The sequence below is a fragment of the Protofrankia sp. Cas3 genome, assembly GCF_963555955.1.
Classification (GTDB): domain Bacteria; phylum Actinomycetota; class Actinomycetes; order Frankiales; family Frankiaceae; genus Protofrankia.
Genome location: NZ_CAUVXP010000050.1, coordinates 1 through 20,739 on the forward strand (window position 1 = coordinate 1; position 20,739 = coordinate 20,739).

Annotated in this window: 14 protein-coding genes and 1 pseudogene; 6 read left to right on the top strand and 9 right to left on the bottom strand. The window is 69.4% G+C overall.

The window, feature by feature from the left end; genetic code table 11:
• Positions 1–59: 59 nt before the first annotated feature.
• From U9983_RS11730 to U9983_RS11745, 4 genes are all read right to left on the bottom strand, one after another.
• Positions 60–2,621, bottom strand: a complete 2,562-nt coding sequence (locus tag U9983_RS11730; protein WP_322754040.1) for a LuxR C-terminal-related transcriptional regulator — start codon at positions 2,619–2,621, stop codon at positions 60–62.
• 404 nt (positions 2,622–3,025) lie between these two features.
• Positions 3,026–3,532: a MarR family transcriptional regulator gene (locus U9983_RS11735; protein ID WP_322754041.1), complete on the bottom strand. Its 507-nt coding sequence runs from the start codon at positions 3,530–3,532 to the stop codon at positions 3,026–3,028.
• A gap of 155 nt (positions 3,533–3,687) precedes the next feature.
• Positions 3,688–6,951, bottom strand: coding sequence for a fused isobutyryl-CoA mutase/GTPase IcmF (gene icmF / locus U9983_RS11740; protein WP_322754042.1), 3,264 nt, complete (start codon positions 6,949–6,951; stop codon positions 3,688–3,690).
• A 131-nt stretch (positions 6,952–7,082) separates the two neighbouring features.
• On the bottom strand, positions 7,083–8,156 hold the full coding sequence (locus tag U9983_RS11745; RefSeq protein ID WP_322754043.1) for an enoyl-CoA hydratase/isomerase family protein: 1,074 nt from the start codon (positions 8,154–8,156) through the stop codon (positions 7,083–7,085).
• A gap of 233 nt (positions 8,157–8,389) precedes the next feature.
• Here U9983_RS11745 and U9983_RS11750 point away from each other — a divergent pair, with 233 nt between their 5' ends.
• Together U9983_RS11750 and U9983_RS11755 are read left to right on the top strand one after the other, a co-directional pair.
• Positions 8,390–10,003: a CoA transferase gene (locus U9983_RS11750; protein ID WP_322754044.1), complete on the top strand. Its 1,614-nt coding sequence runs from the start codon at positions 8,390–8,392 to the stop codon at positions 10,001–10,003.
• Positions 10,004–10,007: 4 nt separating this feature from the next.
• Positions 10,008–11,492, top strand: a complete 1,485-nt coding sequence (locus U9983_RS11755) for an amidohydrolase family protein (RefSeq protein WP_322754045.1) — start codon at positions 10,008–10,010, stop codon at positions 11,490–11,492.
• A 190-nt stretch (positions 11,493–11,682) separates the two neighbouring features.
• Here the strand turns inward: U9983_RS11755 and U9983_RS11760 are convergent, their stop codons facing one another.
• Positions 11,683–11,946: a hypothetical protein gene (locus tag U9983_RS11760; protein ID WP_322749826.1), complete on the bottom strand. Its 264-nt coding sequence runs from the start codon at positions 11,944–11,946 to the stop codon at positions 11,683–11,685.
• A gap of 7 nt (positions 11,947–11,953) precedes the next feature.
• Positions 11,954–12,259: pseudogene (locus U9983_RS11765) on the bottom strand (GNAT family N-acetyltransferase); the annotation flags it as partial.
• A 189-nt stretch (positions 12,260–12,448) separates the two neighbouring features.
• On the opposite strand from U9983_RS11765, the gene U9983_RS11770 reads away from it, so the two are divergent.
• Both U9983_RS11770 and U9983_RS11775 read left to right on the top strand, forming a co-directional pair.
• Positions 12,449–13,537, top strand: coding sequence for an XRE family transcriptional regulator (locus U9983_RS11770; protein WP_322754046.1), 1,089 nt, complete (start codon positions 12,449–12,451; stop codon positions 13,535–13,537).
• Between the two features lie 3 nt (positions 13,538–13,540).
• Complete coding sequence (locus U9983_RS11775; protein WP_322754047.1) at positions 13,541–14,083, top strand: hypothetical protein; 543 nt, start codon at positions 13,541–13,543, stop codon at positions 14,081–14,083.
• Between the two features lie 162 nt (positions 14,084–14,245).
• On the opposite strand, the gene U9983_RS11780 is transcribed toward U9983_RS11775, so the two are convergent.
• Together U9983_RS11780 and U9983_RS11785 are read right to left on the bottom strand one after the other, a co-directional pair.
• Positions 14,246–15,370: a toll/interleukin-1 receptor domain-containing protein gene (locus tag U9983_RS11780; protein ID WP_322754048.1), complete on the bottom strand. Its 1,125-nt coding sequence runs from the start codon at positions 15,368–15,370 to the stop codon at positions 14,246–14,248.
• 27 nt (positions 15,371–15,397) lie between these two features.
• A complete protein-coding gene (locus U9983_RS11785) occupies positions 15,398–16,693 on the bottom strand; it encodes a helix-turn-helix transcriptional regulator (protein ID WP_322754049.1) in 1,296 nt (431 codons plus the stop codon).
• Between the two features lie 487 nt (positions 16,694–17,180).
• Between U9983_RS11785 and U9983_RS11790 the strand changes: the two genes are divergently transcribed.
• Both U9983_RS11790 and U9983_RS11795 read left to right on the top strand, forming a co-directional pair.
• Entirely contained in the window at positions 17,181–17,588 is a 408-nt protein-coding gene (locus U9983_RS11790) for a hypothetical protein (protein ID WP_322754050.1), read from the top strand.
• A 30-nt stretch (positions 17,589–17,618) separates the two neighbouring features.
• Entirely contained in the window at positions 17,619–19,226 is a 1,608-nt protein-coding gene (locus U9983_RS11795; RefSeq protein WP_322754051.1) for a MauE/DoxX family redox-associated membrane protein, read from the top strand.
• A 297-nt stretch (positions 19,227–19,523) separates the two neighbouring features.
• Here U9983_RS11795 and U9983_RS11800 read toward each other — a convergent pair whose 3' ends face one another.
• Positions 19,524–20,579 (bottom strand): GNAT family N-acetyltransferase, encoded by a 1,056-nt coding sequence (locus U9983_RS11800; protein ID WP_322754052.1) that lies wholly within the window; start codon positions 20,577–20,579, stop codon positions 19,524–19,526.
• Positions 20,580–20,739: the final 160 nt, after the last annotated feature.

The window sequence follows — 20,739 nt, forward strand, 5'->3', positions numbered from 1 at the left end:
GCGGGCAACCCGTCCCCCATTTTCACGCCTGCGAGGCGTCACCGGAAGGGACAAAAGGACTAGCCTGATATCTCCGTCGCGGGCAGGTTCATGCCGGCGTTACGGAAGCGGGCCAGATCGGCACGACTCTGGCAACCGGTCTTGGTCAGCAGATTCCGCAGATGGGACTCGACGGTGCGCGTGGATAACACCAACCGGTCCGCAACCGACTGATTGGACAATCCGCGCGCGACCAGCTCCAGCACATCCATCTCCCGGGTGGTCACGCCGACGCTTGCCAGGGCGTAGGGCACGGTGGTCGTGCCTCTGCCCCTTCGCGGAACCGGGGCACCGAGGCGGCGCAACGACTGACGCGCCTGCTGGACCAGCCGAAGGTGTCCACAGGAGCCGAAGTAGGCGATCGCCTCCTGCAGCCACTCTGTCGGAGCCCCCCAACCGGCGTCGGCGGCCGCCTCCGCCACTGCGAGCTGGCCCTGATGCCTGCACCAGTCAAAACGTCGCAGCAGCCGCACTGCCTCCGAGGCCCACCGCTCGGCTTGCGCGCGGTCCCCCGTGCGCCCCGTTACGACGGCCAGACCGAACGCGCCGAGGCCACGGTCGGCCGTAGACAGCAGAGGGTCGGCAGGCGCAGCGGTCCCCTCGAGAGCATGGGCGAGCCGCCGCAGCCCCGACCAGCAGAAGGGAACGCGGGCCTCGGGGAACACGCCCGCCTCGGCCTGCGTGTCGAGCACCCGGGCCAGGGACACCATGTCGTTCGCTACCAGCGCCTCCATCGCATCCACGAGCGTGTGGTCGCCGTCAATGCCGCGGTCCGCGCCAGCGCGCTCTGATTCAACCATTCTCACCAGGCGCAGCAGTCCCTGCGCCTGGCCGCCTAAGTGGGGCAGGGACAGCCGTCTTGCTTCGAGTCCGGCCGAGTCAGCCCATACCTTCGCCTCGTCGCCGTTCCCGGAGAGCACGAGGGCCTGCGCGAGCCGGATCTCCAGCCTTGTCGTCAGCGCCCGCAGGCCCGTCCGGTCCACCAGATCCCGCACGGTTCGCAGCTCGCGGGTGTCGGCGGTGGTGAGCATCCGCACGACGGCAGTTCCCGCCCTGGCATGGATGTCCCAGTAGGTCATCCGGTGTAGGACCGCAATCCTGGCCATCCTGGTGAACGCCCGTCTCGCCGCGGCGATGTCGTGACGTTCAGAGACGCAGCCCAGCACGTCAAGTGCCTCGCAGACCAGAGCGGGCAGCGCGAGATCCAGAGCGGCACGCAGCGCGCGCAGGGCCAACCGTCGCGCCGTCAGGTCATCGGCCAGCGTCAGCGCGGTGGCTGCCGCCCGGAGCAGGACCCGCACCTGGTCCACGCTGTCCACCAACCCGTCGAGCCCGCAAGGTCCCGGACCGGCGCTGGTACCGTGCGCCTGCACGCTGGGGCGTAGGAAAGGCAGCAGCGCCCGTTCGGCCCCGGCGTCGCCGATACGGGACACGATGTCGAGCTGCTCCGTCAGGACCTCGGTGTGCTCCGGCGAACCCGGAGCCAGGATTGCCGCGGCGCGTTGGAGTTTCCGCCGTGCCAGCGACAGATCGGTCTCCACCGCGTGCCGCGCCTGGTCGCGGAGAACCTCGGCCACCGCGGGGCCCAGCGAGCGCACCTGGTCGGGAGGCATCGTGTGCCGGATCACCTCGCCGACAAGCGCGTGCCGAAACCCGAAACCATCCCGGTCTCCGAGCGGACAGGCCTGCACGATATCCAGCTCGACAAGCCGGTTGATGGAGCGTTCGGTCATGTCGGAGGGAAGCCGGGCGGTCCTCTGCACGGCTTCGGCTCCGAACGTGGGGCCCAACAAGCTCATCACCTGCAATGCATGGCGATCGTGATCGTCCAATCCGGCCATCCGCAGCAGGACCCGGCTGGCGAGCGAACGGGGTACCGGCGCGGTGAACAGGTCGCTGGCGGTGGCGGCAAGGTCGTGGACGCAGTCGAGCAGGTCAAGCAGGTCAAGCAGGTGGAGCGGAACGCCGTCGCTCCAGCGGTGCAGGAAGTCGATGACCTGTGGGTCCGGGGTGGGGATGCGATGGCGAACCAGTTCCTCGACCTCGGCTGGAGCCAGCGGGGGGATGATCCCGTCGAGATAGTTCAGGTTGCCGCAGACCTCCTCGACCATCGGCCATCCGAGCCGTGCTGGTGATTGCGCAGTGCCCACCAGTATCAGCGGAAGCTCATCGAGGTGGTCGGAGATGTAGAACAGCACCTCCTGGGTACGGGGGTCGGCATGGTGCAGGTCCTCCACGACCACGAGCGCGGCCGGCCCCCCCTGCCTGCTCGTCCACCGCACAATAAGCTGCTCTGCCACCACCTCCGCAGGAGTACGCTGCTCGAATTCGACGGGGTCCGGTAGCCGGTCGCCCGCCCGCCGCAGAGACTCCCGCAGGGATCGCAGCGGCGATCCGCCGGGTACACAGCGCCCACGGAAGGTGACCATCCCCTTCTGCTCGGCTCGTTGGGTGAAAATCCTGGCCAGATGGCTCTTGCCGATACCGCGTTCGCCGCTGAGCAGGTATCCGCTCCCGCGTCCGGTCCTGGCCACCCTCAGTACGAGGTCGTCGAAATAAGCCAGCAGCCTCTGTCTGCCCACCGACCGCGGCGTCGAGGTGGCGTGCCGGGGAGGTGTACTCTGGCTCGGCCCACTTGCAACCATCAAAGGCCGGCCGGCCCCCTGTGCTGGGACGACCATCGGCAACCTCCTGCAGGGGTGCGTTCAGCCGGATCGGCAGCCACCGCAGCTTGGGCATCGATGCGGTGACGGCCTGTTATGCCGCACCGGCGCACCCACTCGCTTCGCAGTGCTGGGAATTGCCGGCATGACGAGTATCCACGGGTTGAGCCGATCGATGGAGTCTGCGTTTGTGCCGCCAACGGGAGTGACACACCAGCCCTACCGACACCTGTGATGGATGAACCACGTAACCGGGTATCAGCAGAGCCAGGATGCGGACCGTCAGCTTTTCGAACCGTGATGGTCCTGAAAGCCGCCAGCTGTCAGAAGTCGCCGGCGCGGCCGCGGAACTCCGTCAGGACCTCGACGAGCGAGGTGATCTGATCAGGTGACAGATCCGGGTTGGCGAAGACGCTCTCGTTGAGCCGGTCGGTCGCCGCGGTCGCGACGTCCCGACCGGCCGGCGTGATCTCGGCCAGGGTGGCCCGCCGGTCCGTCGGATGTGGGATGCGCCGGACGAACCCCTGCGACGAGAGCCGGTCAACCGCGCTCGTCACGCTCGTCGGATGCACCTGCAGACGGTTGCCGACCTTACTCATCGGCAATGATCCGGCTTGGCTGAACAGCAGCAGCATGAGCAGTTCGTAGCGGGCGAAGGTCAGGTCAAACGGGCGCAGCACCTCGTCCACCCGGGCGAGGATGATCTGCTGCGCCCGCATCACGGAGGTGACCGCAGCCATGCCGTCGGCGGCCTGTGCCCACCCGTGCGCCGTCCACTGCCGCCGTGCCTCCTCGATGGGGTCGAACGGCAGCGGCTTCGGGGAGGACACGGGCAGATGACTCCTGACAACCTCGGACACACGCGGCTCCGGCCCAGCGTAGTTGACCGAAGGCGGCGCGCACACCGTTCTCCCCGCACCGCCCGTCCCCCAGCATCGCCCGAAGCCGAACCACCTGACCGAATGATCAGTTCCTGTCAGATGAATCAGACATTGCGCCGGTACTGGCCGCCAACCTCGAAGAACGCGTCACTGATCTGGCCGAGCGAGCAGCAGCGGACCGCGTCCATGAGCACGTCGAAGGTGTTCTGGCCGGCGGCTGCGGCTTCCCGCAGCCGGCGTAGCGCCGCCGGCGCCTCCTGCGCGTGCCGGGCCGAGAAGTCGGCGAGCCGGGCCAGCTGGGAGCGCTTCTCGTCCTCGGTGGCACGCGCGAGTTCCACCGGGCCGCGCGGGTTGGCGTCGGCCGCCGGGTCGAGGAACGTGTTCACCCCGATGATCGGCAGCGTGCCGTCATGTTTGCGCTGCTCATACAGCATGGACTCGTCCTGGATGCGACCGCGCTGGTAACCGGTTTCCATCGCACCGAGCACGCCGCCACGCTCGGAGATCCGCTCGAACTCGGCCAGCACCGCCTCCTCCACGAGATCGGTGAGTTCATCGACGACATGGGAGCCCTGCAACGGGTTCTCGTTGCCCGCCAGACCCCATTCGTTGTCGATAATCATCTGAATGGCCAGGGCGCGGCGGACGGAATGCTCGGTCGGGGTGGTCACCGCCTCGTCATAGGCGTTGGTGTGCAGGCTGTTGCAGTTGTCGTAGATGGCGCACAGGGCCTGCAGGGTCGTGCGGATGTCGTTGAAGTCCATCTCCTGCGCGTGCAGAGACCGCCCGGATGTCTGCACGTGGTACTTGAGCATCTGGGACCGTTCCGACGCGCCGTAACGCTCGCGCATCGCCACCGCCCAGATCCGCCGGGCGACCCGACCGATGACCGTGTATTCCGCGTCCAGCCCGTTGGAGAAGAAGAACGACAGGTTCGGCGCGAAGTCGTCAATGGCCATACCGCGGGCGAGATAGGCCTCCACATAGGTGAAGCCGTTGGCGAGGGTGAAGGCGAGCTGACTGATCGGATTCGCCCCGGCCTCCGCGATGTGATATCCGGAAATCGACACCGAATAGAAGTTGCGGACGCCGTGGGCGATGAACCATTCCTGCACGTCCGCCATGCACCGCAGCGCGAACTCGGTCGAGAAGATGCAGGTGTTCTGGCCCTGGTCCTCCTTGAGGATGTCGGCCTGCACGGTGCCCCGCACGGTCGCCAGTGCGTGCGCCCGGATGCCCGCGGCCTCCTCGGTGGTGGGCTCGCGGCCCTGGTCGGCCCGGAACGCGTCGAGGCGCTGGTCCACGGCCACGTTGAGGAACATCGCGAGGATCGTCGGCGCCGGGCCGTTGATCGTCATGGAGACGCTCGTCGTCGGCGAGCACAGGTCGAAGCCCGCGTAGAGCTCCGACATGTCGTCCAGGGTCGCGATTGACACCCCGGAGGTGCCGACCTTGCCGTAGATGTCCGGACGCGGCGCCGGGTCGCGGCCGTAGAGCGTCACGGAGTCGAACGCCGTGGACAGCCGGGTGGCCGCCGACCCCCGGGAAAGGTAGTGGAACCGCCGGTTGGTCCGGAACGGGTCGCCCTCACCGGCGAACATCCGCGCGGGTGCCTCGCCGGCCCGCTTGAACGGGAACACCCCGGCGGTGAACGGAAAGCGGCCGGGCAGGTTCTCCGCCTGCAGGAAGCGGACGAGTTCGCCGTGGTCGCTGATGCGCGGCAGCGCCACCCGCGGTATCGAGGTGCCCGAGAGGGTGACCCGACGCAGCGGCGTGTGGATGTCCTTTCCCCGCACCGTGTAGACGAGTTCGTCGCCGGAGTACTCCGCCACCGTGGCCGGCCAGCTCTCCAGCTGTGCCCCGATGGTCGGGTCCAGGGCCTTCTCGGCATCGTCCAGCAGGCTGTCGAGACCGTCGAGCGCACCCTGATCGTGGCCTGCGGCGGCGAGTTCACGCCGAGCGGTCAGCAGGTGCTGGCGCCGGCGCGCCACCTCGGCCTGCTCGGCGCCGCGCTGGTGGTAGGCGCGGACGGTCTCGGCCACCTCCGCCAGGTACCGGACGCGGGCCGATGGGACCACGGTGGCAAGCCCCGAGGACACCTTGACCGTCACCGTGGGTAGTACTCCGGCCGCCAGTGGCAGGCCCTTGGCTGCGAGCAGACCGGTCAGGTGCTGGTAGAGCGCGGTGACGCCGTCGTCGTTGAACCTGGCCGCGCTCGTCCCGAAGACGGGCATGTCCGTCCAGGACACACCGAACGCCTCCCGGTTGCGCACCAGCTGGCGGGCGACGTCGCGGCGGGCGTCATCCGCCCCGGACCGCTCGAACTTGTTGATCGCCACGACGTCCGCGAAGTCGAGCATGTCGATCTTCTCAAGCTGGGACGCGGCGCCGTATTCGGGTGTCATCACGTAGAGCGAGACGTCGACGAGGTCGACGATCCCGGCGTCGCCCTGCCCGATACCCGGTGTCTCGACGACGACCAGATCGTAGCCGGCAGCCCGACACGCGGCGATCACGTCACCGATGCGCTCAGGCAGTTCGCCGCCGGCACCCCGGGTCGCCAGGGAGCGGAAGAAGATGGTGGCCGCACCCTCGGCATCACCGAGCGCGTTCATCCGGATGCGGTCACCGAGCAGCGCGCCGCCTCCCCGGCGGCGGGTCGGGTCTACCGCGATGACGGCGATGCGCAGTTTGTCCTGCTGGTCGACACGGAAGCGGCGCAACAGCTCGTCGGTGAGGGAGGACTTTCCCGACCCGCCCGTCCCGGTGATGCCGAGCACGGGGACCTCGGGCCGCGCCGCCGCCCGGAGCTGCGCCGCGAGTTCGGGCGACCTGCCGGCCTGAAGCACCGTGATCGCCCGCGCGAGCGCGGCCTGCTCACCGGCGAGGACCGCCGACAGCGGCGGGGGCTGCTCGGTCAGATCGGTGTCACAGGCAGCGACAATCATATTGATCATCCCAGGCAGGCCGAGGCGCTGCCCGTCTTCAGGCGAGAAGATCCGGGCGACGCCACGGGAGTGCAGCAGGGCGATCTCCTCGGGGACGATGACGCCCCCTCCCCCGCCGTACACCCGCACGTGGCCGGCGCCGCGCTCGCGCAGCCGTTCCACCAGATACGTGAAGTACTCGACATGGCCACCCTGGTAGGACGACAGCGCCACCCCGCTCGCGTCCTCCTGGACCGCGGCCGTGACGAGTTCGTCGACGCCACGATCATGGCCGAGGTGGATCACCTCGACGCCCTGCGACTGCAGGATCCTGCGCATGATGTTGATCGCCGCGTCATGCCCGTCGAACAGGGAAGCGGCGGTGACGATCCGCACCGGATTGGTCGGCACATGCAGGGCGGACCGGTCGGCTGCACTCATCCGTCTGACCTCCGAGCCCCGCGGCAGGCACGTGCCGCCGCCGGTAGTTGGACAACAGATAATAGGATGTCCACATAGTAGGCGCCGAAACGTCCGCGCGCACCTGCCGAAAATTCAGATCAAGCCTCGGATCAAGCGTCGGATCGAGCCTCGACAAGCTCGTCGACGAGGCCCCAGCGAACAGCGGTCACCGCGTCCAGGGGCGCACCGGTCAGGGCGAGCCACGCGGTCCGGGATGCGCCCACCCGGCGGGTGATGCTGACCGTGCCGCCGGCCCCGGGCACCAGCCCCATCGCGAGTTCGGGCAGCGCGAACACCGCGTCCCGAGACGCGACCACATGGTCGGCAAAGGCGGGCAGCTCCATGCCCGCGCCCACGCACGCCCCGTGCACGTGTGCGCTGACCCGGCCGGGAAACCGGACGATCTCCGCGGCCGCGCTGGCGCCGACCCGGACGGTGTGCGCGGTCGCGGGATCAGGTGCCGTACCGAACTGGCTGAGGTCGCCGCCGCTGCCGAACGCCGGCCCGGCCGCGTCCAGGACGACCTCGGTGACGCCCCTGTCGGACCGCGCCGCCCGCAACGCGGCGACGAGCGCGTCGCGGGTCGCGGTGTCGTAGGCGTTGCGGACCTCGGGCCGATTCAGCGTGAGGCGCAGGTGACCGCCGACCCGACGCACCCGCACCGGCTCGGCGCTGTCGCGGTGGCGCATCGGGCCGCGCCGGGCGAGCCAGGCGGCGAACTCCGGCCCAGCCAGCAGCGTCGAATACGCCAGCGATTCGGCGACCAGCCCGTCGAGCGGGGACAACCCCGTGGTCAGCCGCAGCAGACCGGCAAGAGTGACTGCGGCACGTGGGTTTGCCCGGACTTTCGCGGTGAGGATCGCCAACGCAGCGCCGACGTCGTCCACCTCGACCGCACCCGCACCGGGCGTGCCCTCCCGCGCGGCCACCGTCGCGATCTCCCCCGGGCCTGCCGTGAGCAGGACATCCGGCGCGCCCACGGCGAGGCCGGTGGGCAGCTTCCCGCCATCGATCACCCCGACGATCACGACCGGCGGGCGCGCCCGGACCAACCGCTCCAGCGCCGCGGTCATGCCGGGGGAATCGGTGTCGGTCAACTCAAGCGCCAGCAGCGGCACGCCGCCGAGGACGTCGAGGAGATCGGCCGGTAACACCGCGTCCACCAGGTCTGCCGCCACGTCCACCGGGAAGAGGTCGACCGGTGGTACCGGGCTGAGCGATGCTGGCTGGGCAGATGCTGGCTGGGCAGATGCTGGCTGGGCAGATGCTGGCTGGGCAGATGCTGGCTGGGCAGATGCTGGCTGGGAACCGGACGGGAGCGGCACGGGCACACGGTAGCCGGTGAGCCGGTGGTGGATGCGGGGACAACCAGGCTCCCGATAGCCTCCAGACGGGCATCCGGATGGGAGGTGGCGCGGTGGGCCTCCCGCTGGCGGGGCTGACCTTCCTCGCCGCCCCGACCGACCTACAGCAGGAAACACAGGGCGGCGCCGGGATGTGGTTCGCCGCGCGGGAACTGCTGCATGGCCTCGGCGCGACGGTCGTCCACCGGCAGGCGGCCGAGGACCCGCCGGCGGACGTGATCGACCCGGCCCCGACGGTGGATCCGCCATCGGCACTGGCCTGGGCACGATCGGGCGCCATGGCGTTGACGGGTCCGGCGGACGGCGCACCGCTCGCGCCCGACGTGGCGATCATGGAGCGCCTGGACGGCGCCATGGCGGTGTTCCGGCTGCTCGCGGCGACACGCGGCCAGCGAGTGGATGTGGACGCCGGGGCACTACTCGGCGAACGGGCCGCGATCAGCGGGCTGACCCGCGGCGGACCTCGCTCGGCCGGCGGCGCCGCCCGCCTGCTGCCCACCCGGGACGGCTGGGTTGCGGTGAACCTGGCCCGCGCTTCGGACCTGGACCTGCTGCCGGCGTGGCTGTCGATCGCCGGCGATGATCACTATCAGCACCATCCGGTGGGGCCATGGGATGCGGTCACGACCGCGTTCGCCAGGCTGTCCGCCCGATGTGTGGTCGAACAGGGGCAGCTGCTCGGCCTGCCCGTGGCCGAGGTCGCACAGCCGGAGTCCGCGGCCCACGACGAGCAGGCCCGCGCCCGTGGCCAGCGCTTCCCGTTCGCCCCGTTCCTCCTCGACGGCATACCGATCGGCGGCGTACCGCCCGGGACCGGCCACCGACCCGTCCCGTCGACGAAACCGATCCTCGTCGTCGACCTGTCGTCGCTGTGGGCCGGCCCCTTGTGCGCGCATCTGCTGGGGCTCGCCGGGGCCCGCGTCGTGAAGGTCGAGAGCGTCCGGCGTCCGGACGGGGCGCGGTCCGGGCCGAAGATGTTCTTCGACCTGCTGCATGCCGGCCACGACAGCGTCGCGCTGGACCTGCACACGCCCGACGGCCGGGCGGCCCTCATCCGGCTGATCGGCCGGGCCGACGTGGTGATCGAGGCGTCCCGACCGCGGGCGCTGACCCAGCTCGGTATCAACCCGGCCGAGCTGCTCGCCCGGCATCCGACGCTGACCTGGGTGAGCATCACCGGATACGGCCGGACCGGCCCGTGGTGCCAGCGGGTGGCCTTCGGTGACGACGCCGCGGCCGCCGCCGGCCTGGTCGCGGTCGGGCCGGACGGGACGCCGATGTTCCTCGCCGACGCCGTCGCAGACCCGGTGACCGGCCTGTACGCGGCGGTGGCGGCGCTCGCGTGCGTGGTCGGCGGCGGCGGCGGCGGCGGCGGCGGCCATCATGTCGACATCGCCCTGCGGGAGGCGGCGGGTTCGCTGCTCGGGACCCGTCCGAGACTCCCCCGACGCGACCCGGGCGCCCGGTGGTCTCCCGACTCCGACTCCGACTCCGACTCCGGCCCCGGTCTGGACGGAGACAGGACCGGCGGATGGTTCGTGGACGCCGCCGGCGCCCGGGCGCCCGTGCTACTGCCCCGCCACCGAACGCCGCCCGGCCCGGCGCCGGCGCTGGGCGCGGACACCGCGCGCGTCCTCGCGGAGCTGGCCGGATCCCGACCGGGGTGACCCGATGCTGATCCGCAACGCCGAAATCAACGGACGATCCGGGATGTCCGTGCGGCTCCGCGGTGACCGGATCGCCGCCGTCGGCCCGGAGCTGTCCCGCGAACCCGGCGAACGTGTCGTGCAGGCGGGTGGCGGGATGCTCGTACCCGGCCTGCATGACCATCACATCCATCTACTCGCGGTGGCTGCGGCCAACGGCTCGGTGCGCTGCGGTCCGCCGGCCGTGCGCAACCGCGAGGAACTGGCCGCGGCCCTGCGCGCGGCCGCAACCACAGCCGCAGCCGCAGCCGCAGCCGCAGCCGCAGCAACGATCCAACCCGGTGGCTGGGTCCGCGGCATCGGCTATCACGACAGCGTTGCCGGCGCGCTGACCAGAGCCGATCTCGACGCCATGGTTGCCGACGTTCCCGTGCGGGTGCAGCACCGCTCCGGGGCACTGTGGATGCTCAACTCCGCCGCCGTCGCCGCGATCGGCATCGACGATCATGCCGGCGCTCGTGGCGCCGTGCCTGCCGCCGCACCGCCCGGAGCAGGACGCGGCCCGGATGGACGTCCCGACGGCCGGCTGTTCCGGTTGGACGGCTGGCTGCGCGAGCGCCTTCCGCCATCGCCGGCACCCGATCTGGCAGCCGTCGGGCGAGGGCTGGCCGGGTTCGGCGTCACCGGCGTGACCGATGCCACCGTCGGCACCGGACCGGCCGAGGTCGAACTGCTCACCGCCGCCGTGACCCGCGGTGACCTCCCGCAACGGCTGACCCTGACCGGCGGCCCCGAGCTCGCGGCGCCAGCCCACCCGCGTCTCCGGCTGGGACCAGTGAAGATCGTGATTGACGACGGTAAGCCGGTCGAGTTCGACGAGCTGGTTGCGCTCGTGCGTCGTGCGCGGGCCGCCGGACGGGCGGTGGCCGTGCACTGCGTGACCCGCGCCGCCCTCGTCCTCACCCTCGCCGTCCTCCAAGCCGCCGACGACGAACCGGGGGCCGCTCACCCGGGTGACCGCATCGAGCACGGCGCCGTCATCCCACCCGATCTGCTGGATCAGCTCGTCGGGCGCGGGTTGACCGTCGTCACCCAGCCGCATTTCATCGCCGAACGCGGCGAACAGTACCTGCGCGAGGTCGACGGTGAGGACCTGCCGTGGCTGTACCGCTGCGCGGGGTTGCGCCGCGCCGGAGTCGCCGTCGCCGCGGGCACGGACGCTCCGTTCGGCGACCTGGACCCATGGTCGTCGATGCGGGCCGCGGTGGCCCGGCGCACGGCGGCCGGCAGCCCGATCGGCCCGGACGAAGCGGTTGACGCCGCCACCGCGCTCGCCCTGTACCTCGGCGACGCAGACCGACCCGGCGGGCCCTCGCGACGGATCGTCCCGGGCGCGCCAGCCGACCTCTGCCTGCTCGCAGCACCCGGCCGCATCGCGCTGCGGACGCTGTCCGCCGACCTGGTCACCCTCACGATCGCCGCCGGGCACGTAGTCGCCGACAACCGCTGACCGGCCTGACCGACCGAGGCAGGCGACGCTGCCCGCAGGCTCAGGGCAGAAAGGTAGACGACCTCAGTGATCACGAGGGTGGGGACCACCAACGGACCTGGATGGGTCTCGAGCAACTCCACGCACGCCTCGTGGTGCTGGTCGTCCGCATCGACGTAGGCGTAGAGCGGACCCGCGTCGACGACAAGCGCTACGACGCCGCCTCACTGCGCAGGATTTCTTCGACTCGTTCGGAGACGTCGTGACGGCCGCTCCTGCCCGCGGCCCGCGCGGCGAGAACCCGCCGACCGGGCGACGTTCCGCCAACACGTTCGAGTAGTTCCGCCAGGCCGGCCGGAACGATCGCGGCAAGCCGGCGGCCCCGGTCGGTCAGGAACACGACCTGTCCTGACACGGCAGCTTCGCGGGCGACCTCGGTGAGTCGTTCGCCCTCGGGAAGCGGCATCTCCGTCATAGCAACATCATAGCTGGCCGGGAGCTGACCGCGCGGAGTCACAGCCGCCGGTACGCGTCTCCCACTCGGCACGGTTGATGGCGTAGATCACGCTCGGCCTGCCGTGTAGCGACCATTCGCTGTCCAGGGTCAGCCCGACCTTCTCCATGACCCGACGGCTCTGGATGTTGTCGGGGTGGCAGATCGAGATGACCCAGTCAACACCGACGCGGGTGAACGCGAACTCCACCGCCGCCATCCCGGCCTCGGGCGCCAGACCCTGCCCCCACCGGTCCCGCCATACCGTCCAGGCCACCTCCACGCACGCCTCGTGGTGCCGGTCGTCCGCATCGACGTATCTCTCTCAAGCTAGACGTCGCCCACCACCACGATCATGCAGCCGACGGCCGGTTCGCCAGGTCCGAAAGGGCGTCCTCCCGCCGTTTGATCGTCGCGCCTCGCCAGTGTGGGCAACGGGCGCGTTCGGTTGGGATTTTCCCAACAGTACAGGTATCATGCTCCCATGCAGAGCATCGGCGACCGGATGCTGGAGCACATCGCGCGAGTCCGTCCCACCACCCGACACCGGGACATCGCAGAAAACATCGGGATGACTCCCGATGCGTTCTCGCGTGCTCTGAACAGCAAGCGTGCCTTCTCCTCAATCGAGTTGGCGCGCCTGGCCGACCTGCTGAATGCGGACATCCATTGGCTGATCACCGGAAAGTCTGACCCACATCGGCTCGTCGTCGCCGCGCGTCACAGGTTCGACCACGCGACGGGCCATCGGGACATACCCGGACGCGATGCCGACGAGCAGGTGCTGCGCGACATCGCCCTCGCGTACCGGCAGACCTACCCCGAACCGCAGCAGGCACCGGCCCTTCCGGAGAGCCCCGATGACGTCAGATCCGCGCTGGGTGAGAATTTCGTGCGGCCCTTCGCAGAACAGTTGGAGAACCGGCTCCGCGTCGATGTCGTTCGGGTCGCCGACCTGTCCACTGCGTACTCGTTCACCGCAGGTGGGCACCGCGTGATCGCGCTCCCGGCGACCGGGAACTGGTTCCGGGAGAACTGGTCGATGGCGCATGAGCTGGGCCACCTCGTCGGGGGCCACCACGACCAGGGGCTCTCCGACGCAGAGCGGGACCGGCACGAAGCGGCGGCGAACGCGTTCGCCGCGGACCTTCTGCTCCCCCGCGAGTCGCTCGCCGCGATCGACTGGGAGCACTTGGACGCCGTCGGGCTGGCTAGCCTCGTGTGGCGGTGGGGAGTGTCCACCGACGCCCTCGCCCGCCGCCTGAACGCTCTGAACGGCCACCTGCCCACAGTCGTGCGGACATGGGCCGGACAGACGACCCAGCGACTGTTGCGCCATTACTGGGCGTCCGACTCGAGCGAGGACGAGATCACCCTACGCATGGACGCGGCCGCCCAGCGTCGATTCCCCCTCTCCCTCCAGGAGGCGCACCTCACAGGGATCTCATCCGGGGTCCTAGGCAAGGGAACGCTCGCCTGGATGCTCGGCATCGATCCCGATGCGCTGGAAGTCGACATCCCCACAGTGCCCGACGTGGACGTCGATGATCTCGCCATGGCGCTTGGCCTCTGAACCGTGGCCGTGCTCCTGTTCCCGGACAACACTGTCCTGATCAACTTCGCGATCATCAACCGTATGGATCTGCTGGAGCGGTTGGCGAACGGCAACGGCCACTGGTGCGCCACCGTGGCATCGGAATGCGACTCGTCGGCGCAGAGACCCGGCCTCAGCGCGTTAGCCAACGCCAAGGACATCTTCGGGTCGCCCTGGTCCCCGGACGCGGCAGAACTCCAGGACGCGAGGCTCCTTCGCGAGAAACTCACGAGCCCAGGCGACAGCCCCTACCAGCACCTCGGTGAGGCCGAGACACTCGCAATCATGATCCGTCGCCGCGTGCAGGGCTTCTTCGTCACCGACGACAACGCCGCCGCACGGCTCGCCGCCCAGAACGGCATCCGGGTCGTCAGGACCTGGCACCTGCTGAGGGTCGCGACAAAGCAGGAATGGGTCGAGGCCGACGCCCTGTGGGGCTACGTCCAGACCCTCCGCACCCAACGGAGAGGCAGCCCCGCCGACGTCACCGACAGGTCTTCATTCGACAAGTGGCTGGCATCCTGACGTCAACCGCACTGCCGGGATGCTGGGTGGCGCGGGGTGGTGCGGGGTGTTTCCAGATGCCCCGATTCCGCCGATCGCCGAGGTCGTAGCGGCATCTCGTTCCCATTCGCAGGTGGAAGACGACCTGACCGATTGAGGGCGCCCGGTTATCCAACAGAAAGGTCACTGGGTGGTGAGTTCCAGGATCAGCCGTTGCGGGCTTACCGGACTGTACGAGATGATTGTGGCCATCGTGGTGTTTCCTTCCACGGTTCGCACGCAGAAGGATCCACCGACGCCGGTCGCCTTCAGATTGATGGTCGTGTACCGATAGGCGTCCAAGGCATGAGCGCAGCCCGCGAGGCCGCCAGCCCCAAGGGGCGCAACCACAGCGGGGTCCACTGCCCCGATCAGGTTCGACTGTATCGGGCTGCCCTCCGTCGGGAAGTACAGGTCGAGGCCGCCGACCGCATTACCTACCACGCCGGTCTCGACGTCGAGATGGTCCTCCGGGCCCAGTTCGGCCCGTCGCCCGGGGCGCAGGTCACCCAGGGTTGGCTCAGCCGAGGCCCCGGCGGATACCCCGGCGATGCCGTCAATGCCGCGGTCCGCTGTCATCTCCGACGCCGGAGAGGTGCCGCCGCCATTGCTGCGGGATCCGCCGATCGTGCCCGTGAGCACTACCACGGTGGCGACGACAATAACTGCCAGAGACGCGAAGGCTGCCTGAAAGGCGACCGGCTTTCGCCACCATACCGACGAGGACGTCCGGTCGGATGGACCCGCCATGCTGTGGTCCGGATCGACCACGGCAGGGCCGCTCTCGACGGGACCGCCCGCAGTCGACGGTCCCGGCAGGAGGCTGCGGAGCTCCTGGATGAGGCGGGCAAGATCATATTCCGCATTGCGGTGGTTCAGCCGCAGATACTGACAGCGGGCCAGGCGAGCCAGCTCGGGCGGAAGCTCGGCGGCGACGGGACGGGGGACGTCGTCGACGAGCACAGGAATGATCGCGACATTCCAGGCAAGAGCTTCGGCTATCTCACGACGCACCCAGTCCTTCTCGTCGTCGATGCGACGCGTGCCGTCCGGGCTCCGGACGTCGAGCCAGTCCGGCCCGATAATGGCGAGGAGCACCGATGAACGCCGGACGGTTTCGAGGATCCGGTCGGCGAAGTCTTCGCTCGGTCGAATAGAGCGGCTGGCGCGGAAGACGTTGTCCGGTCCGAACCGGGCGGACAGTTCCCGATCCAGCAGGACCGCCCATGCGCTGCCGGTCCCCCGATAGTTGACAAATATGCGCAACACGCCAGCGGCCACTTCGCGGGGAACGACTCAGCGCCCGGGTGCCGGACGGTTGCGCACGCCACCCAGCTGCGGCGAGAGCGCCGCCACGGCGGGGTGCCTCGGCCACCGAGCAAACACACGGGCCAGGTCGCGAAGGTCCAATCGGATCGTGGCCGAGTCGACGATCGCCGCCGTGGCGAGAGCTCCGGCCGCAGTTGCGCACGACCCGTCAAGGTCGCCCACCGCCGCCCTGGCCATGGACAACCGCACCGCGAACCGCGTCCTCGCCCGTGCCGCCGTAGCCGGCACCCGGGCGAGCTCCTGCTGCAGCATGTCGACGGCCTGCTGCGGGCGCCCCAGATCGTAGAGGCACCACGCGGTGACCATGCCGACGGTGTTCGCAACAGCAGACGACCCGAGGACGGGCAGACCAGATCCATCGGGTCCCGCCACGGTGAGAAGGCCTCGTGCCCGTTCGAGTGCGCGCTGGCAGTCGTCGTAGTCACCGGCTAGGGCGTGGCCCTGAGCCTCACGCTGCGCGGCGAGACCCAGCACGCGGGGTGCCACATCGCGGTGCGACTGCGCACGGCGTGCCAATGCGACGGTCCGGCAAGCGTCGTGTCGGTACAGCGCGATCAGCGCATGCCGAACCAGCGCGTAGGCCGCCAGGTCACGATCTCCGGCCGCGGTAGCGAACCCGACGGCCATGTCCGTCCACCACCCGGCGGCCCGGTCATCACCCGCCTCCTGAGCCATCCACCCGGCGTACTCCGCATAGCGGGCGGCCAACAGCAGGAGGCGACGTCGCGGGCTCCCGTCGGCGGCGGATGCAAGCTCCCGCAGGACCTTGATCTGCGCGGCAAGAATCGGCAGTACCAGCGCCGGACTTATCGTCATGCCGAGCCGACGCAGCTGGATGAACATCGCCTGGAATCCGGCCGCGGTCCGGTCGTGCTGAGCAGCCAACCCGACCGCGGCGAGCGTCGTGACCGTCGCGCCGGGGCCAAGCGGCACGCACCCGGCCTCGTCGCGCCGTGCGGCAGGGTGCGCCGCATCCGGGAGGCGGTACCCGCCGGTCAACCCTTCACCAGCTGCATCGTCTCGGACGCGCCGCCGGAGATAGGACCGTCGTCCCGGTGCCAGAACCAGTAGCGCTCCATCGGCGCCCAGGACACTGTCGCAACGGCGCGCCAGCTCAGGGCTCGGCGCCTTTTTCTCATTCTCGATCTTGCTCAGATAGCCCTTGCTGTAGTGGAGCATCGCGGACAGCTCGGTCAGCGACAGCCCGACGGCCTTTCGCCGACGACGCAGCTCAGCGCCGAAACCCGGCGCGCAGCCCCCCATATGTCGAGTTTCCCATACCCGTCCAGAAAGGCAACAGTCGACATCTTGCCCATTCTCCGCGCTGCCTGCATCCTCAACTCGAGGCGACCCCTCGGCCGAAGACCGGACGCCGGGTCTTCGCGGGAGGCGTCTCGCCCGGCCCTGCGGGAGCGAGCAGGACAAACCCGGCGCTCACGGCCAACCAAGGCCGCCCCGCGCCTCGTGACGAGCTCGCGGGAGCCCTGAGGATGAAGATAACAGGACGGCGTGAACTGTTGACCACGCTGATCGGCTGCGCATCCTTCCTCGTCCTGGGGTGCTCCTCGCTACGCGGAAACCCCGCGGTGAGGAGGGAGCTGGCGGAGGTAGGCAAGGAGGTAGCCAAAGAGGTAGGCAAGGAGCTGGCGAAAAACGCCGTGGACTACGCCGTGAAGCAGGCGGCGAGCAGCGGCTGCCCCACCGGGTATCCGGTTGACTGTGGCGGTCACTGCTGCGCGTCCGGCCGAACATGTTGCGGGAACTACTGTTGCACGTCCAGGGCAACGTGCTGCACCACCTACTGCTGCGCTCCCGGCTATGTCTGCAGCGGCGACGGCTGCTGTCTTTCCGGCTATCCAGTCGACTGCGGGAACTATTGCTGTCCCACCGGACATCCCTGCTGCAACGGCGGCTGCTGCCCAGCCGGACAGACCTGCTGCAACGGCCGCTGCTGCCCATCGGGAACCACCTGCTGCAACGGAACCTGCGGAACCACCTGCAACAACGGCCGCTGCTGCCCCGCCGGACAGACCTGCTGCAACGGCCGCTGCTGCCGATCCGGTACGTACTGTCGCAACGGCGAGTGCTATGCGCGATGACCTCCCCGCCGGTCGGCTCCGGCACTTTCAGCGAACCGGCCCAACGGACACGGCAATAGAAGCCTCGCCAGATGAGGACGGCGTCTTCCATGGATATTGTGCTGATGGTTGTCCGGCTGCTGCTCGCGACGATATTCGTCGGGTCGGGGACGGCAAAGCTGGTTGATCGCGCCGGGGCGCGCCAGGCCATGCTCGACTTCGGAGTGCCGGCATTGCTGGCCCCGCCGTTCGCCGTTCTCCTCCCCGTTGTTGAGCTGGCGGTCGCAGGCTCCCTTGTTCCCACCGTTTCAGCCTGGGCAGGGGCGCTCGCGGCGTTCGGCCTGCTGCTGTTGTTCACCGTCGCCGTGGGTTACCAGCTGGTGCGCGGACGCACTCCCCCATGCCACTGCTTTGGATCGGCGTCCGCCGAGCCCATCGGCTGGCCCACGCTGGTGCGCAATCTCGTCCTGATCGCCCTGGCGGGAGTCGTTGTCGGGTCAGGCCGTACCGATGCCGGCGTGAGCGTCCTGGGCTGGCTGGGGACGATGACCGACCGGCAGCGGGTGGAACTGGGCGGCGGGGTACTCGCGATCGCGCTGCTGGCGGTCCAGGGCGTGGTTCTGATCCGGCTACTGCGCGCGCAGGGCCGGTTGGCGGCCCGCGTCGCGGACCTGGAGATGGCGGACCTGGAGATGAAGGCAGGCGGCCCGCGGACAACGGCGGACACGCCGTACCCAGCCGTCGCCGTCGGCCGCGCGCCAACCTTCCGCCTGCCCGACCTCGCCGGAAGTCTGGTCACCTTGGATGCTCTGCTCGCCCCTGGTCTGCCCGTCCTACTGATCTTCTCCGACCCCGAGTGCGGGCCGTGCGGCCTACTCCTGCCGGAGGTGGGCCGCTGGCAGCATGACCATGCGGGCACGCTGACCCTCGCCCTGATCAGCCGGGGCACACCCGAAGCCAACCAGGCCAAGACCAATCCACACGGGATAGCACCCGTCCTGCTGCAGCAGGATCGGGAGACAGCCGACGCCTATCAGGCGCCGGGTACACCGTGCGCAAGCCTCGTCTACCCGGACGGAACCGTACGAAGCTCGCCGGCCTGTGGCCCGGAGCGAATCCGCGAGTTGGTCGAGCAGGCAGCCGGCATGGATAGTCGCACCCTGCCGATGGCGGGTACACGCAAGAACGCGGCAGCGGCCGCACCCACGGCTGCGACACACGGCCGGCGGTGGGGGGAAACGGCGCCCGCCTTCACACTGCCGGGCCTGAGCGGGCATCCCGTCAGCCTCGGCGACTTTCGCGGGACGGAGGTTCTGTTGCTCTTCTGGAATCCGGGTTGCGGCTTCTGCCGGGAGATCCTGGACGAGCTGAAGGACTGGGACGCGGCGTTACCCCACGACGGGCCGACGTTGCTCGTCATCTCGACCGGAGACGACGACGAGAACCGAGCGTTGGGGCTACGTTCCCCCGTCCTGCGCGACGAGGGCTTCACCGTGGGACCCACGTTCGGAGCGCACGGCACACCCATGGCGGTACAGGTCACCGCGAACGGCACCATCACCTCCGACGTCACATCGGGAGCACCGGACGTCCGCTCGCTCCTGCGTTCGCTCCTGCGTTCGAACCAGGCTCCGGCCAAGCCGATCTCGCCTGCGTATCGAAAGGCCGCCACCACCTCGTCGATAAACGGCCACTCCACGCGTCACCATGGACGATGACGAGTGGCAGATTCGGTCTGCCAACGCCGAGTACGACGCCATACCCTGACACTAATTCCCGCAGACAAGGAAACAGCCGTAACCAATATTGGTTCGACCCCCGCATCAATGGCGATGAACACAAGGACGCCACCCGCGACGGATAAGATGACCAGGAGTGGCTTCCACCATCGCGGCTCTCTGCATGAATTCATTTCTCGAGTCAAGATATTTTCAACTTTCATCACCGATGGTGACATACACGTTGCCGACATCGACCACGAGGAAGACATTCTATACGGGCCGGCCTGACCGAGGTCAGCCGCGGGTACGTGCATCCCACTCGGCCCGGCTGATGGCGTATACCACGCTCGGCCGGCCGTGGAGGGACCACTCGCCGTCCAGGGTCAGGCCGACCTTCTCCATCACGCGACGACTCTGGATGTTGTCCGGGTGGCAGATCGAGATGACCCGCTCGACACCGACGTGGACGAAGGCGAACTCCACCGCCGCCATCCCGGCTTCGGGCGCCAGGCCCTGCCCCCACCGGTCCCGGCGCACCGTCCAGGCCACCTCCACACCCGGCCAGCCCAACTCTTCGTACAGTCCGGCCCGGCCGATGAATTCCCCAGACAGCCGATCCCGGACGATCCACATACCGAAGCTGCGCAACGCCCAGTGGCCGAGCTGGAACGCTGCATGACGCCACACCGCCTCGTCGTCCATGGGTCCGCCGCCGGTGTGGCGGGACATGTCCGGATGCTGGGTCATCGCCGAGTACGGGCCGATGTCCTCGGCCCGCCAGTCCCGCAGGGTCAACCGTTCGGTGAGCACGGTGGGGATCTGCCGGGCGGGGGACGGCGGTCCAAAGATCAGGGTCACAGGGCGCTCCCGGCGGTCAAGGCGAGACGGGGACGGGGACGGGGACGGGGACGGGGACGGGGACGGGGACGGGGACGGGGACGGGCGGACAGAGCGTCGTGGAAGTCGCGGACCGGCGGCAACTCCCGGTCGGGCGGGTAGGTCGACCGCTGACCGTCGCATCCGGTCCAACGCGTCCCGCGCGGACCGTGTGTTACCGGCCGCGGCATGCCCGCGTGCTTCGTAGGCGGCCATCCCGGCGACGGACGCGGCCAACACCGGTTCCTCGGCGTCCTCGGCATGGTCCCCGGCCAGGGTGAGGAACCGCCGCGACGTCGTCGGATCACCTTGGTTGAACGCAAGCCGGCACAGCATGTAGGCGCAGGAGCCCGCGGCCACGGTGAGACGTTGATGGGCGCGCAGCTGGGTGGCCTCCCGAAGCCTGCCCTCCGCCTGCCGCCACGTGGTGAACACCATCGGGGCGAGGGCCTCATGGGCGGTTGTGGTGAACATCGCCGCGTGCTGGTCGACCTGGTCCTCAACCTCGGCGACAGTCAGCGGGTCCGGTCCGGTCGCCGCCCACCGCCGGTAGGTGCTTGCCGCTTTCGGCCTTGCTGACCGCGGACCGGTCGAACCGCACCCGCCGTGCCAGTTCGGTCCGGTTGACGATGCC